Source organism: Paenibacillus sp. FSL M7-0656 (assembly GCF_038003225.1).
GTDB lineage: Bacteria > Bacillota > Bacilli > Paenibacillales > Paenibacillaceae > Paenibacillus > Paenibacillus amylolyticus.
In genome coordinates, this window is the sequence record NZ_JBBOOT010000001.1 from 6,993,625 (window position 1) to 7,006,689 (window position 13,065).

The 13,065-nt window shown below is 47.4% G+C and carries 13 protein-coding genes; 7 read left to right on the forward strand and 6 right to left on the reverse strand.

Annotated features, from left to right (window positions below; genetic code table 11):
* Positions 1–112 precede the first annotated feature (112 nt).
* The 7 genes from MHI01_RS30725 to MHI01_RS30755 all read left to right on the forward strand — a co-directional run bounded on the left by MHI01_RS30725 (position 113) and on the right by MHI01_RS30755 (position 6,835).
* The gene (locus MHI01_RS30725) at positions 113–985 is read left to right on the forward strand and encodes a 3-hydroxyacyl-CoA dehydrogenase family protein (protein WP_017687750.1); all 873 of its coding nucleotides are present in this window, start codon (positions 113–115) and stop codon (positions 983–985) included.
* The gene (locus MHI01_RS30730) at positions 982–2,187 is read left to right on the forward strand and encodes an acetate/propionate family kinase (RefSeq protein ID WP_036671987.1); all 1,206 of its coding nucleotides are present in this window, start codon (positions 982–984) and stop codon (positions 2,185–2,187) included. The genes MHI01_RS30725 and MHI01_RS30730 overlap by 4 nt, the downstream gene beginning before the upstream one ends.
* A gap of 101 nt (positions 2,188–2,288) precedes the next feature.
* Complete coding sequence (asnS, locus tag MHI01_RS30735; RefSeq protein ID WP_017687752.1) at positions 2,289–3,584, forward strand: asparagine--tRNA ligase; 1,296 nt, start codon at positions 2,289–2,291, stop codon at positions 3,582–3,584.
* 20 nt (positions 3,585–3,604) lie between these two features.
* Positions 3,605–4,309 (forward strand): DnaD domain-containing protein, encoded by a 705-nt coding sequence (locus MHI01_RS30740; protein ID WP_084650363.1) that lies wholly within the window; start codon positions 3,605–3,607, stop codon positions 4,307–4,309.
* A gap of 76 nt (positions 4,310–4,385) precedes the next feature.
* Positions 4,386–5,057: an RNA polymerase sigma factor gene (locus MHI01_RS30745; protein ID WP_282320929.1), complete on the forward strand. Its 672-nt coding sequence runs from the start codon at positions 4,386–4,388 to the stop codon at positions 5,055–5,057.
* Entirely contained in the window at positions 5,050–5,502 is a 453-nt protein-coding gene (locus tag MHI01_RS30750) for a hypothetical protein (RefSeq protein WP_076317451.1), read from the forward strand. The genes MHI01_RS30745 and MHI01_RS30750 overlap by 8 nt, the downstream gene beginning before the upstream one ends.
* 37 nt (positions 5,503–5,539) lie before the next feature.
* Positions 5,540–6,835, forward strand: a complete 1,296-nt coding sequence (locus MHI01_RS30755) for a multi-tm2 domain protein (protein WP_445744917.1) — start codon at positions 5,540–5,542, stop codon at positions 6,833–6,835.
* A gap of 151 nt (positions 6,836–6,986) precedes the next feature.
* Here the strand turns inward: MHI01_RS30755 and MHI01_RS30760 are convergent, their stop codons facing one another.
* The 6 genes from MHI01_RS30760 to proB are packed head-to-tail and all read right to left on the reverse strand — an operon-like array spanning position 6,987 to position 12,844.
* Positions 6,987–7,640: a methylthioribulose 1-phosphate dehydratase gene (locus tag MHI01_RS30760; protein WP_340984792.1), complete on the reverse strand. Its 654-nt coding sequence runs from the start codon at positions 7,638–7,640 to the stop codon at positions 6,987–6,989.
* 3 nt (positions 7,641–7,643) lie between these two features.
* Entirely contained in the window at positions 7,644–8,321 is a 678-nt protein-coding gene (locus MHI01_RS30765) for a 2-hydroxy-3-keto-5-methylthiopentenyl-1-phosphate phosphatase (RefSeq protein ID WP_017687758.1), read from the reverse strand.
* The gene (locus tag MHI01_RS30770) at positions 8,318–9,541 is read right to left on the reverse strand and encodes a 2,3-diketo-5-methylthiopentyl-1-phosphate enolase (RefSeq protein WP_340984793.1); all 1,224 of its coding nucleotides are present in this window, start codon (positions 9,539–9,541) and stop codon (positions 8,318–8,320) included. Before MHI01_RS30770 ends, MHI01_RS30765 begins: the two co-directional genes overlap by 4 nt.
* Positions 9,538–10,398, reverse strand: a complete 861-nt coding sequence (proC, locus tag MHI01_RS30775; RefSeq protein ID WP_340905500.1) for a pyrroline-5-carboxylate reductase — start codon at positions 10,396–10,398, stop codon at positions 9,538–9,540. The genes MHI01_RS30770 and proC overlap by 4 nt, the downstream gene beginning before the upstream one ends.
* A 36-nt stretch (positions 10,399–10,434) precedes the next feature.
* Positions 10,435–11,682 (reverse strand): glutamate-5-semialdehyde dehydrogenase, encoded by a 1,248-nt coding sequence (locus tag MHI01_RS30780; protein WP_340984794.1) that lies wholly within the window; start codon positions 11,680–11,682, stop codon positions 10,435–10,437.
* A gap of 58 nt (positions 11,683–11,740) precedes the next feature.
* A complete protein-coding gene (gene proB, locus MHI01_RS30785; RefSeq protein ID WP_047843533.1) occupies positions 11,741–12,844 on the reverse strand; it encodes a glutamate 5-kinase in 1,104 nt (367 codons plus the stop codon).
* Between the last annotated feature and the right edge of the window lie 221 nt (positions 12,845–13,065).

Sequence of the window (13,065 nt, forward strand, 5' to 3'; positions counted from 1 at the left end):
TTTTTACATTTCACTCGTGCTAAGATATTATTATATGTTGGGTCGAAATTTGTAATTTTCGGCGAACAGGGTACAATAGAGAAATAGAGAACCGAAAGGATGGAGCAGAACCATGTTTTTCAAAAAAATAGGAGTTGTCGGCGGCGGTACGATGGGGCAAGGTATTTCCCAGATGCTCGCAGCCAAAGGACTTGATGTGCTTCTCGTGGAGCATACAACACAAAAGCTGGATCATGCATATGACATGATCGAAACCAATCTGGATAAACAATTGGAGAAATGGGCGATTACAAAAGCGGAGAAGAAATTGATTCTTTCCCGCATTACCAAGGTAGCTCATTTAGCTGAACTTGGAACTTGCGACATGGTCATTGAGACAATTTCAGAGGATCTGGATGCGAAAAAAGCAGTATTCAGCCAACTGGACCAAGTTTGTCCAAGCAATGTCATTCTGGCAAGTAATACATCCACGCTGAGTTTGACCGAGCTTGCAAGCTCGACCAAATACCCAGAGCGTGTTATTGGTATGCACTTTATTCACCCGGTATCCCGGGTTGATCTTGTAGAGATTATTCGTGGACTGAAAACTTCGGATACAACATTCGAAGAGACCAGACGTTTTGTTGAAGAAGTAGCGGACAAAAAAGGAGTCATGATTTATGAATCCCCTGGATTCGTAACTTCCCGTCTGATCTGCCTGCTGATTAACGAAGCGTTGCATGTATTGCAAGAAGGTGTTGCATCTGCTGAAGATATCGATGATGCAATGCGTATCGGATACAACTTCCAACATGGACCACTCGAAATGGCTGACCGTTTCGGATTGGATTCTGTTGAAGCTGCACTCGAAAGAATGTTCCGTGAATTCGGAGAATTGAAATATCGTCCTTCTACAGTCCTGAAGAAAATGGTGCGTGCAGGACACCTGGGTGCCAAAACAGGCGAAGGATTCTTCAAGTACGACAAGGATGGTGACCGACTGTGAAAGTACTCGTAATTAATGCGGGGAGTTCCTCGCTCAAATATCAACTGTATAATATGACTGACGAATCTGTACTGGCTAAAGGTTTGGTAGAACGGATCGGAATGGATTCCTCCATCCTGACACACAAACCGACAGGCCGTGAGGATGTTACAGAAGTTAGTGAGATTCTGGAGCATACAACAGCGATCCGTAAAGTCATTGATATTTTGACTCACAAAGAAAATGGTGTACTGGATTCTGTAAGTGAAATTCAAGCTGTTGGCCACCGTGTTGTTCACGGTGGTGAAGCATTTAAAGAATCTGCATTGGTAGATGATGCTGCCAAAGCTGAAATTCGTCGTTTGTTCGACTTGGCTCCACTTCATAACCCTGCAGCAATGATGGGTATTCGTGCGGCTGAATTAAATATGCCTGGTGTGCCACAAGTTATGGTCTTTGATACAGCATTCCATCAGACGATGCCTGAAAAAGCTTACCTGTATGCTATTCCGCGTGTACTTTACAAAAAATATAAAGTACGTCGCTACGGCGCACATGGTACTTCCCATGATTTCGTAAGCAAGGCAGCTGCTGAATATCTGGATCGTCCAGTGGAAGATCTGAAAATTATCACTTGTCACGTCGGTAACGGCGGTAGTGTAACAGCAGTTAAAGGTGGCGTATCCGTTGATACTTCGATGGGTATGACTCCGCTTGAAGGATTGATGATGGGAACGCGTTCTGGTGACCTTGACCCAGCCATCGTACCTTATGTAATGAACAAGGAAGAACTGAGCGTAAGTGAAGTGAACTCCATGTTGAACAAACACAGTGGATTGCTTGCGATCTCCGGAATCAGCAGTGACATGCGTGAGATTACGGAAGGTATGGAGAATGGCGATGCCAACTCCACGCTTGCTTTTGAAATGTACGAATACCGTCTGCGTAAATACATCGGCTCATATGCAGCTGCAATGAACGGTGTAGACGTGATCGTCTTTACGGCTGGTGTAGGTGAGAACTCCGTTGTACTTCGCCAAAAAGTATGTGAGCAACTCACTTATCTGGGTGTTGAACTGGATGAAGCGTTGAATGCCATTCGTTCTGGCGAACCACGCCGGATTACAACAGCGAACTCCAAAGTGGAAGTTCTCGTTGTGCCAACAAACGAAGAATTGGTAATTGCACGTGATACACACCGAATCGTATTGAATTCTCAGTAATCTAACTGTAAAGTAAATATAGAATGACAAGGAAGTGCAGAGGACAGGCATAAGCCTGCCCGCTGCATTTTCAAATTCAGGAACCAAGGGGAGATATGGGCATGAATACGAATTGTGTAATTCGTAATGTGAACGAGCATGTGGGCGAAACCGTAACAATCGGTGCCTGGATTAACAACAAACGTTCCAGCGGTAAAATTCAGTTTTTGCAGCTACGTGATGGAACCGGATATATCCAAGGGGTTGTTGTGAAAAGTGAAGTTAGTGAAGAGATCTGGAACAATGCCAAGAGCCTGACTCAAGAAAGCTCTTTGTATGTTACAGGTATTATTCGTGAAGAACCTCGCAGTGCGTCCGGTTACGAGATGACTGTTACAGGGGTTGAGATCATTCACCTGACTGAAAACTATCCAATTACGCCTAAAGAGCATGGTGTCGATTTCTTGATGGATCATCGTCATCTGTGGCTTCGTTCTACGAAGCAACGTGCTGTTATGGTGATTCGTGCAGAGATTATTCGCGCTGTTCAGCAGTTCTTTGATGGTAACGGATTCACACAAGTTGATCCTCCGATTTTGACACCATCGTCTGCGGAAGGAACAACGAACCTGTTCCACATCAAATACTTTGATGAAGATGCTTATCTGACACAAAGTGGTCAATTGTATATGGAAGCCGCAGCTATGGCTCTGGGCAAAGTATATTCCTTTGGTCCAACATTCCGCGCAGAGAAGTCCAAAACACGTCGCCACTTGATTGAGTTCTGGATGATTGAGCCGGAAATGGCATTTGTAGATCACGAGGAAAGTCTGCGCGTACAAGAGAAATTTATCGCTCATGTCGTTCAATCCGTGGTGAAAAACTGCCGTGCTGAACTGGAATCTATCGGTCGTGACGTATCCAAACTCGAAGGCATCGTAGCTCCATTCCCGCGTATTACGTATGATGAAGCGATTGAATTCCTGCATGGACAAGGCTTTGATATTCCTTGGGGAGAAGACTTTGGTGCACCACACGAAACAGCTATTGCTGAGAAGTACAATACACCTGTCTTTATCACGCATTACCCTGCTGGAATCAAGGCTTTCTATATGAAACCAGATCCAAATCGTCCTGAAGTTGTTCTCTGTGCTGATATGATTGCACCAGAAGGCTACGGAGAGATTATTGGCGGTTCGCAGCGTATCGATGATCCGGAATTGATGCAACAACGTTTTGAGGAGCACAATCTCTCGGATGAAGCTTACCAATGGTATCTGGATTTGCGTAAATACGGATCGGTTCCTCACTCCGGTTTCGGTCTGGGATTGGAGCGGACGGTAGCATGGATCTGTGGATTGGATCATGTACGTGAAACAATCGCATTCCCACGTATGCTCTATCGTCTGTACCCTTAATGTTTAACCGAGGAGCATCTATGGAAGACACCACATCCAAAGCTTGGTTGGATGGAGCAGCTTATGGTATGACTTCGGGTACAGCCCATCTGCCGTATGCCTTGTTACGTTTTTATCACCAGCTTGGTCTATCAGATGCAGAAGTGCTTCTTCTGATTCAACTGCTAGGGTTCCGTCAGGCAGAGTTCAATGAGTTTCCCACGCTTGAAGAGCTTGCGGCGCGCATGGGACTTGCACCTGAAGGCATTGCCAGAATGTTGCAACGTCTGATGAGGGATGGGTATATTGCTATTGACGAGCACCGTGACGAAGAACGGGACATCCAGTACGAGCGATATGATTTACATGGATTATATGCCAAGCTTGCAAAGTGCACTGCTGAAGAAGTAGCCGCATTCCGTGCGGAGCAGCAGAGTAGCAATTCAGCACGTCAAGATTCGAACAGTGTTCAAAAAGAAGAGGAAGAACGGAACATGTTCTCCATCTTTGAAAAAGAATTTGGACGTCCGCTCTCTCCAATGGAGTGCGAGACGATATCCGGCTGGTTGGATCAGGACCGTTATCAAGAGGAATTGATTCTAATGGCTCTGAAGGAAGCGGTTTTTGCAGGCAAAGTACATTTCCGGTATATCGATCGAATACTGCTTGAGTGGAGTCGCAATCGTGTTAAGACCGTTCAAGACGCGAAGGCGTACACGCAGCGGTTTCGTAATGGTGGACGTTAATTCAAGCGTAGGCAGGGACAAGAAACAGGCCAGAAGTCATTCTGTGCCTGTTTTTTTTGGATTAAAGATTGGATGAGTGATCAGCAACATCAACCTTTCAGGCAATGATTTCATTTTGTTTTACAAAAATTTGATGGATCACGCAGGGGTTAACGCACAAGCTGTCGTCTATTGTATTGGAGAGGAGGGGAGAGTTATTGATGAAGCGCGCGTAATCGAACAAATCCGTCAAGGAGATACATCCCAGATGCGTACTCTGATTGATAAGTATAGCCAGCATGTATACCATGTGGCCTATTCCGTACTCAGGAACGATCAGGAAGCACAGGATGCAGCTCAGGAGGCGTTCATACAGATGTATAAGTCTCTCCCCGACTACCGTTCTGAAGGTTTCAAAACGTGGTTAACCCGAATTGCCTTTCACAAAGCGATTGATGCCAAACGCAAGCTGGGCAGACGAATTGCTGAGGATCTGGGTGGAGAAGAAAAAATAATCAATATGCCCGGACGGGATGAAGACGTTCTTACCCGTCTCGTTCGTGAAGAGCGCCAGGATAAACTTCGCGAACGAATTAATCAGTTGCCTGCTCAGCATCGTGACATTATCACTGCGTATTATCTAAGCGAAAAAAATTATGAACAGATTGCCAGTGATGCACAGGTGGCTGTGAAGACTGTGGAATCCCGCTTGTATCGTGCCCGGCAGTGGATTCGAAAACATTGGAAGGAGGATGAATGGCGTGAGTAAACAGGAGAAATATACCACTGCGCAATGGACCGATTATATTGAAGGCCATATGAGTGAAACTCAAGCAAACCAAATGGAACAGCTTCTGATGGAAGATCCGGATGCGATGGACATCTATCTGGAAGCGCTTGGTATCCACGGAGAACTGCCTCCGTTACATGACCCAACAGGGTTTGCGGATTCAGTCATGCATCGGATTGAGGGCATTCAATCACCCAAGGTACAACGCAAATCCCGTGCTGGACGAAACCGGCGCTGGCTTGATCATAAAGTGTTCCATTACGCGGTAGCGGCCTGTTTGACATTGATCTTCCTCTCGTCTGGACTTTTTGACAAGGTAGCACCATATCACAAGTTCCAGGATGGCGACCACAGAGGGTCTTTTACCGAGAAATGGACGGAGGCAGCCACTTCATGGCTGGATAACCTCAAGCCTAAACCATAAATGGTTTCGCATTGCCTGAAAAGAAAGGATGACGACTGTGCACTCAGATCGTAACAAATTACTCGCATTTCTATTAAACCTGATACCCGGTCTTGGTTTTATGTATTGGGGTCGAGCCGCAAGAGCCGTGATCTATCCATTGCTTTTCTTCGGAACAGCTGTTGGCTCATTCATGCTGGCATGGGCGTTTGGTCAACAGGACTTGATGATTTTTGGTGCACTATGTGCCATGTTCTTCTGGGGAGTCAGTATGCTGGATATCAGCATACTTCTGCTCCGATCGCCATCTCCACGTGATGCTCGCTACCAAGGTTATGGGGCACATTACGGAGCTCAAAATCAAGGAGTAGCCTATCAACAAGGACCATTCGCTGGTCAGGGAGATCCTTTGGAGCGGATGAATGAAGATGAGATGCATCATCAGCATCCAGGTGATGAATATGGCGTGCCTGCGGGTCCTTATGGTCAACCCATGTATCGAAAAGGCAGTGAGGGTGAACGGTTCTTCACCATTTTGCTCTCATTTGTTCCGGGATTGGGCCACCTTCATCTGGGATTGTTGCATCGCGGTTTGTCGTTCTTGATGGCGTTCTTTGGTTCATTTGCCATGATGGTTTTCGTGGCATCGATCACCAATGAATCCGTATTTTTAATGTTTCTACTCATACTGCCTGTAATATGGGTATACTGCATGTTTGATGCGGTGCAGCATGTCCACCGTAAGCAGGCTGGTGAGGTACTGCAAGATCGGACTTTATTCGAAGAATTGGAGATGGGCAGAGTAGCCGGACGACGTAGCAAAGTGCTTGCAACGCTGCTATCCGCTTTTCCAGGTGCGGGTCATCTCTATCTGGGATTACAAAAAAGAGGCATGCAATTAATGTTCCTGTTCCTTGCAAGCATCTATGTTCTGGACCTGCTGCATTTGTCGGTGTTCCTGTTCATGATTCCACTGATCTGGTTCTACAGCTTCTTTGACGGGCTCCAGTGCTCCAGTCGTTATGGACGCGAGCCTTTGGTTGATCAACCGATCTTCAAGGACTGGGCCCGCCATCAGCGTCTGATTGGATTCGGGATCGCCGCGCTGGGTCTATATTACCTGACGATCCGTCTTGTCATTCCACAGCTGAATGAGCTCTTCCCTAATGCATTTATGACGTATGAGATACGTTCCTATTTAAACACCGTCATCGTATCCTTGCTGCTCATTTTTGGCGGTTTGAAACTGCTGTTTGGCAAGCAGAGGGGGACGGGTATCCATAGTGCTGCTCAAGGAAATGATGAGGGAGCAGACAGCCTCTTTTTATTCAAGGATCGGGATGATCGACTGTAGAGTGACCTAAAGATTATTTACACTGACACTACGATGACAGAGCAACCTTCTAATCGCTGTTATCCAACAACATAAAAACACGCCAAGGGCTATGTATATCAGCCTCTGGCGTGTTTTTGGTTGTGCAGCTTTGATTTCGAATAAATGATTGCTATTTCGTAGCACCCTTCAGCAGAAGTTGACGGTACATCACTTCGAACAAGAACTCAAACGCTTCCAGATGACGTTTCGCTTCAAAAGCATCCTTGCCCCACGCATATATGCCGTGGTTACGCAGCAAAATTCCTGGTACGTTGGCATCAAGTACACCTGGCACCAATTCAGCGATAGATGGAATATCTGCAAAGTTAGGCAGGACGGGTACACGAATCTCCGCATTTTCTTCCCAAATGTTGAAAGCCTTGATCAATTCGATTCCTTGAATCGGTACGTGTCCATCTGCTCCAAAGAATTCACTGATCAGGTTGTTAAACACAGTATGCACGTGGAATACAGCACCACAACCCGTCAAACGATAGATTTCGCAATGAATCAACGTTTCGGCACTTGGTTTCAACGTTGTTGTTTCAATTGCTTTGCCGTGTTTGTCCACAAAAAGAAAGTCTTCCGGAGTGCGAAGTGATTTGTCTTTGCCTGAGGCGGTAACCGCAAAATAAAATTGCTCCGGGTCAAAGTCTCCTACACGCATCGACAGATTGCCACTTGTTCCGGGGAACCAGTTACGACCGGCAAACAACGCTTTAATATCAGCCAGTTCTTCAAGGACCTGACGTTTGTGTTCCAATGTAATCTTTTCAATGCCCATCGTTTACAGCACTCCTTGTGTTTGCTTCTGTTTCATATCTTCGATGATATCGTAAAAGGTAGCGAATGGCACATGGTCCACACCAAGTTCAATACATTTATCCGTCAAAATGGAGCGGGAGTAGACGAGATCGGCAATTTTGGCACCCTCAAAATCTGTGAGACTGTCTCCAATAAGGATTCGATTGTATTGTTCTTCCGGGAAGGTACGAATGACTGTTGTTTTGCACATGCCGCAGCCATTCTCACAAGGAGGTTGGCAGGGATTCGGCCATTCAATCTTAATGGTTTCACCCGAGAAGTCAGCTCCGTTGCAATAGACATGATCCTGCGGGATATGAAATGGTGCGAGTAACGGTTCAATGAAAAAGTCCATACCACCGCTGGTCACATTGAATTCGATACCTTCGCTGCGAACGTAGTCAAGAAACTCGCTGAATCCTTCACGGATCCCCGCTTGTCCAAGCACAAATTCCACAATTTCATCTTTCTGCGATGCAGGCAACAGAGCAAACATGGCTCCAACACCTTCACGCAGCGAGATTTTTTGCTCAATTGTATCTTTCATAATCGCTTCAATGCCCTCAGGCTTGAAATGTTTCATGATTGCGACAATATTGTCCGAGAGCGTAATCGTACCGTCAAAGTCACAGAAAATGACTGTTTTTTTATCACTTCTCATCGTTCGCCACCCCACAGATCCAATGCACTTTTCAGCTCTGGATGCTCGGTTGCATACTGCACGAGTGGAATGGAACGTTGAGCTGCCTCAATGGCTTGCAGGAATGCACGTCCGCCTGCCTCAGTGCCCATAGGATGTCCATGAATACCGCCACCAGCATTAACGATGACATCCGTGCCAAAGTCGCGCAAAATGAGCGGTACAAGGCCTGGATGGATACCGGCTGAAGGCACTGGCATACTGGTTCGTACTGGCAGATCTGCTGTCAGTAATTGCTCCGTGATCGCCATATTTTCTTCCTTCGGCATCGTAACCGAACCATAAGGAGAAGGGAAGAGCACCAGATCGGCACCCGCAAGACGCATCAACTGGCCTAGTACAACCGAAGCGGACATACCGTAATGTGGTGAAGGATACAGTGCACCTGCAAGAGCAGGGTGAGCCATAATTGGCACATTGATGTCAGGATCACTGCTGAGTTCATGCAGCACATCATATCCGTAAGACAATACGTTGAATAACAGGGCATTGGCTCCTGCACCAATAGCGCGTTCAGCTTGTTGCTTCAGACGAGATGTAGGTCCTGTAAGATTGGTTGCATACAGAAGTTTCTTGCCGGTCTCCTGGCGTGCCTGTTCGGCAGCTTTCATGCAGACCTCGACTCTTTTTTCGATAGGTGTCAATTTATTCTCAAACAGAATCTCATCGTCCTTGATCAAATCAACGCCACCAAGAGCCTGACGAATAAATTGTTCACGCAGTTCATCTGCATCCAGTCCGATAACTGACTTAAAGATACTCATTAACAGTGGACGATCATGTACACCAAGCAGATCACGAACACCATTCAGTCCAAACTTGGGTCCCGGGAATGCACTCAGGAAGCCATCCGAGAAACCAAGCTTTGTAAGTTTAATTCGGCCATCCATTGAGATTTTGCCAAAGACCGTCACGAGCAGGGCAGGGATATCACGGCTGAAGTTAACATCAGGATATCCGATGGTAATATCGGCGTAACGCTCACCCGCAGCCATTCCTTCAGCTTCATTTACTTCTACGCTGATTACTTCACCCAGATGTTTCTGCATCGCTTCACGCTGGGCTTGCGGCAACTCCGTCCAGCTACCCACGGTCATGCCAATCGCGATAGACTGAGCCTTCTTGCGAAAGTCTGCATGATCATCATGCAGACGATATGTGGCTGTGCACATGTTATTCATTTTAAATCCCCTTCCAAAGCAGCTCCCATCTCCCGTGAGCGCTCTGCACAGCGGTTGACGGCTGCAATAACATTTTCAAAGAAATCTCCTTCGTCCAGTGTCTTCAGTGCTGCCTGGGTTGCCCCTCCCGGGGAAGTCACATCACTACGAAGTTTCATCGGTTCCAAACCGGTTTGTTGTACCATTCGTGATGCGCCAAGCACCGTCTGAACAGTGAGATCACGAGATTGCTGGCTGGATAAGCCACCACGAATACCTGCCGCAATCATGGCCTCCATTAAATAGTATACATAAGCAGGGCCGCTTCCGGAAATCCCAGTGAGCACTTCGAGTTTATCTTCAGGTACGATGGTTACGATACCAACCGCTTCAAACATGGTCATCACCGTACTACGCTGTTCATCCGTAATCTCCGCAGAGAAGGCAAGCCCGGTTGCACCGAGTCCAATGGTACTGGATGTGTTCGGCATGGTTCTCGCGATCGGTTGTTTACGACCAAGCAAGGACTGCATCGTGCGGATTGATAATCCGGCAATGACAGATACGATCAGTTGATCAGGTGATAACAGCGGACCAAGCTCGCGCAGCGCTACGGCAGCATCTTTGGGTTTCATACAGAGTACAATGACCGGAGTGGAGGCAAGGTGATCCAAGGATTGCGAGGCAGTTCCGGTATGTACAGCATAACGGGTGCTGAGCTCCTCCTGACGTTTCTGGTTGCTGCGGTTCAGCATCGTAATATCCTGAGGACGAACGACTAGGCGGGAGATCAGTCCGCGCACGATGGCTTCAGCCATCGCGCCTGCTCCGTGGAAAGTAATCTTCTGTTGTAGTAACGTCTGTTGCTCTTGACTCATATTTATCGTTCCTCCTATATAACTGTTGCTGGGATATTATTGACGAATCTGTCCATTGCCTGTAATCCGATATTTGGTTGATGTCAGTGCTGGTAGTCCCATCGGTCCACGAGCATGCAGTTTCTGAGTGCTGATTCCGATTTCGGCTCCATAGCCAAATTCAAATCCGTCGGTGAAACGTGTGGACGCATTGTGATAGACGGCTGCTGCATCCACATCATGCATGAAGCGCTCTGCATGGGCTGTATCCCGTGTTACGATACACTCGGAATGTTTGGTTCCGTAATGTGCGATGTGCTGCATCGCTTCATCCAGGTTCTCGACCACCCGGATATTTAAAATGTAGTCGTTGTACTCGGTCGCATAGTCTTCCTCGGTTGCCTCAAGGGCAGAAGGAACAAGACGGCGCACCGTGTCGCAACCTTTCAAGACCACATTGGCCTCACGGAATTGCTCGGCAAGAGCAGGCAGATGCTCTTCTGCGTATGCGGCATGCAGCAGCAACGTTTCCATGGAGTTACATACGGATGGACGTTGTGCCTTGGCATTGATGGCAATTTCGGCTGCCATAACTGGATCGGCTGATTCATCCACATAGGTATGGCAGATGCCCGCCCCAGTTTCGATGACAGGTACCGTTGCGTTGGCAACCACATTACGAATGAGGGAAGCTCCTCCGCGTGGAATGATGACGTCCAGCAGTCCGTTCAACTTGAGCATTTCATCCACGGAAGCACGATCTGCATCTTCAACCAATTGCAAAGCATCAGCAGGCATGTCTGTCGTTGTGAGTGCCTGATGCAGTACCTCCACAATTTTACGATTGGAGGACAGGGCAGAGGAGCCGCCGCGCAGAAGCACTGCATTACCTGTTTTGAGACATAATCCGGCTGCGTCTACAGTTACATTAGGACGAGCTTCATAGATGATGCCAATCAGGCCAATCGGCACTCTTAGTTTTTCAACATGTAATCCGTTTGGACGGGTAAATGTCTCTAACACTTCGCCGACTGGATCAGGCAAATCTGCAATCTGACGTAACCCTTCAGCAATGCCTGCGATCCGCTCCTTATTAAGGGCGAGTCGATCCAGCATGGATTCCGGCGTGCCTTGTTCTCTGCCGCGTGCCAGATCTTCGGCGTTTGCCGTAATGATGGAATCCGTTCCCTTAATCAAAGCATCTGCCATGACACGCAGGGCCGTATTTTTCTGTTCTGTATTCAATCGGTTCAGCTGTGGAACCGCTGCTTGGGCTTTGCTGGCTTTTTCTCTGACTTCACTCATCGTAATTCCTCCTCATATATATAAAGTTGAGTATTCCAACCACTATATAGCTTCATGTTTATTTTAACGTAATCCATTCGTCTCTATGAATAACTTCAAGTCTGTGGATGCTAGCGAGTTGTTTCATCACTTCACCACTGGGAAGTCCGGCAATGAGTCGAAGCTGGTCATCATCATAATTGACAATACCGCGACCGAGCAAGGTTTCATCCATACCAATGACCTCTACGACGTCTCCTGCATGGAAAGTTCCCAGTACCCGCTTGACCCCTACAGGTAGAAGACTGTGCCCCCCATGGACAAGGGCTTCTTCAGCACCATCATCCACAACGACTGTTCCCAGCGGAGTAGACATGAAGCCAAGCCACTGCTTTTTACGGGATAGCGAAGCGAGTCGTGTCTCAAAGTAAGTTCCTTTGCCCGTGCCATCAACTGCCTTCTGCATATCTCCGGGTTCTTTAACACTTCCCACAAATACGGGTACGCCTCCACGTGTAGCTACCTTAGCTGCATCTACTTTGGATCGCATTCCACCTGTACCAACCGATGATCCTGAACCACCGGCAAAAGCATAGATCTCAGCCGTGATTTCGGGGATACGGTCGTAACGCACGGCAGAAGGATCTTTACGCGGATCTGCGGTGTACAGGCCGTTGGTATCGGTAAGAATGATCAGATGCTGTGCCTTCACCAGGTTTGCAACCAATGCGGACAACAGATCGTTATCACCAAACTTCAATTCGTCCACCGACACCGTATCATTCTCATTAAAAATCGGAATCACTCGCTGTTTGAGCAGTTCCTCTACAGTCATGCCTGCATTACCCATGCGTTTACGACTGTGAAAGTCTGTACGAGTTAACAGAATTTGCGCCGTAGTAACGCGGTGCGCTGCAAAAGCCTGTTGATATGCCTGCATCAGTAATGCCTGACCAACGGCCGCTGCGGCTTGTTTCTCATGTAGCAGTTTGGGGCGCTGAGGGTAGCCGATCTCGCGGAATCCGGCCGCTACCGCTCCTGAGGTGACCAGAAGTACTTCATGGCCCTGATCAGCCAATGCTGCAATTTCTCCGGCAAAAAAAGTAATCGAACTGCGATCCAGACCGCCTTCTTCCGTTGTAAGCGAGCTGCTTCCAATTTTAACTACAATACGTGAAGTCATGGTTTCACTTCCTTAAACATGATTAATAAGTGCTTCTGGAGCAGGCTTTAGCGGGTACAAAAAAAACTTCCGCCCTTTAGTTAAAAAGGACGAAAGTTCGTTACTTCCGCGGTACCACCTTTATTGATGATTAGATCATCCGGCTTCATGCCCTGTAACAGAAGGCACTGTCCTGCACGTAACAGGCCGCTCAGGGGTAGGTTTCAGAGAAGAGCCGCGGT

What these genes read in the sequence shown, in the direction of transcription:
- MHI01_RS30725 (WP_017687750.1), top strand. Translation starts at nt 113, where the DNA reads ATGTTTTTCAAAAAAATAGGAGTTGTCGGCGGCGGTACGATGGGGCAA.
- asnS (WP_017687752.1), top strand. Translation starts at nt 2,289, where the DNA reads ATGAATACGAATTGTGTAATTCGTAATGTGAACGAGCATGTGGGCGAA.
- MHI01_RS30740 (WP_084650363.1), top strand. Translation starts at nt 3,605, where the DNA reads ATGGAAGACACCACATCCAAAGCTTGGTTGGATGGAGCAGCTTATGGT.
- MHI01_RS30760 (WP_340984792.1), bottom strand. Translation starts at nt 7,640, where the DNA reads ATGGGCATTGAAAAGATTACATTGGAACACAAACGTCAGGTCCTTGAA.
- MHI01_RS30765 (WP_017687758.1), bottom strand. Translation starts at nt 8,321, where the DNA reads ATGAGAAGTGATAAAAAAACAGTCATTTTCTGTGACTTTGACGGTACG.
- MHI01_RS30770 (WP_340984793.1), bottom strand. Translation starts at nt 9,541, where the DNA reads ATGAATAACATGTGCACAGCCACATATCGTCTGCATGATGATCATGCA.
- proC (WP_340905500.1), bottom strand. Translation starts at nt 10,398, where the DNA reads ATGAGTCAAGAGCAACAGACGTTACTACAACAGAAGATTACTTTCCAC.
- MHI01_RS30780 (WP_340984794.1), bottom strand. Translation starts at nt 11,682, where the DNA reads ATGAGTGAAGTCAGAGAAAAAGCCAGCAAAGCCCAAGCAGCGGTTCCA.
- proB (WP_047843533.1), bottom strand. Translation starts at nt 12,844, where the DNA reads ATGACTTCACGTATTGTAGTTAAAATTGGAAGCAGCTCGCTTACAACG.